The organism is Azospirillum sp. B506, from assembly GCF_000333595.1.
Classification (GTDB): domain Bacteria; phylum Pseudomonadota; class Alphaproteobacteria; order Azospirillales; family Azospirillaceae; genus Azospirillum.
In genome coordinates this window covers 1-1395 of record NZ_BADK01000612.1, presented here as the reverse complement: position 1 = coordinate 1395, position 1395 = coordinate 1, and the positions used below count along the sequence as shown (strand labels likewise).

At 69.8% G+C, this 1395-nt stretch carries 1 protein-coding gene and 1 pseudogene; one reads left to right on the top strand and one right to left on the bottom strand.

Annotation, left to right across the window (positions count from 1 at the left end; translation table 11 throughout):
- Window positions 1–481 (top strand): annotated as a pseudogene (locus I71_RS18195) (dihydrolipoyl dehydrogenase); the annotation flags it as partial.
- 87 nt (window positions 482–568) lie between these two features.
- On the opposite strand, the gene I71_RS18190 reads toward I71_RS18195, so the two are convergent.
- Window positions 569–1395, bottom strand: an 827-nt coding sequence (locus tag I71_RS18190) for a methyl-accepting chemotaxis protein (RefSeq protein WP_042696255.1), incomplete at its 5' end; no start/stop codon positions are given.

The window sequence follows — 1395 nt, the reverse complement described above, 5'->3', positions numbered from 1 at the left end:
CATCTACGCCATCGGCGATGTGGTCGAAGGCCCGATGCTGGCCCACAAGGCCGAGGAGGAGGGTGTCGCGCTTGCCGAGCATCTCGCCGGCCAGAAGAGCCACGTCAACCACGATCTGGTTCCCGGCGTCGTCTACACCTGGCCGGAAGTCGCCGCCGTCGGCAAGACCGAGGAGCAGCTGAAGGCCGCGGGTATCGCCTACAAGGCCGGCAAGTTCCCGTTCACCGCCAACGGCCGCGCCCGTGCCGGCGGCAACACCGACGGCTTCGTGAAGATCCTGTCGGATGCCACCACCGATCAGGTGCTGGGCGTCCACATGATCGGCCCGAACGTGTCGGAGATGATCGGCGAACTGGTGCTGGCCATGGAGTTCAGCGCGTCGGCCGAGGATGTCGCCCGCACCTGCCACGCCCACCCGACGCTGTCGGAAGCGGTCAAGGAAGCGGCGCTGGCGGCTGATGGGCGTGCGCTGCACATCTGATCCGCTGACTGTAGCGTCCGTAACGACAAAAGGCTCCCCCGCCGACCGGCGGGGGAGCCTTTTCCGTTGTGGAGGTCCGTCCGCCGGTCAGGCCGCGCGGATGGTCGACAGGAAGCCGTTCACCGCGCTGCGCAGGCGGCCGGCATCGCTGGCGAGCTGGCCGGAGACCGACAGGACGGTCTCGGCGGACTGGCCGGCCTCGACGGCGGCGCTGCGGACGTCGGCGATGGTCTTCGTCACCTCCTGGGTGCCGCTGGCGGCCTGCTGGACATTGCGGGCGATCTCGGCGGTGGCGGACCCCTGTTCCTCCACCGCGGCGGCGATGGCGGTGGAGATCTCGTCGATCTGGGCGATGATGCCGCCGATGCCCTTGATGGCGCCGGCCGTCTCCTCGGTCACGCGCTGCATGCCGCTGACATGGCCGGCGATGTCCTCCGTCGCCTTGGCGGTCTGGCTGGCGAGGCTCTTCACCTCCTGCGCCACCACGGCGAAGCCCTTGCCGGCCTCTCCGGCGCGGGCGGCCTCGATGGTGGCGTTCAGTGCCAGCAGGTTGGTCTGGCTGGCGATGTCCTGGATCAGCTGCACCACCGTGCCGATCTTCTCGGCCGCCGCGGTCAGGCTGAGCACCTGGCCGTTGGCCTGCTGGGCGGCTTCCACCGCCTCGCGGGCGATCTGGGCGGAGCGGTTGACGCGCTGACCGATCTCCTGGATCGAGGCCGACAGCTCCTCGGTGGCGCTGGCGACGGTCTGCACGTTGCTGCTGGCATCCTCGGAGGCGTTGGCGACGACGCCGGCCTGCTGGCTGGTCTGGGTCGCGGTGGCCGTCATCGTCTGCGCCGTGCCGGTCATGGACTGGGCGGCGCGGTCGACGCCGTCCACCACATTCATCACCTGGGCTCCAGGCGTCGGCCAGT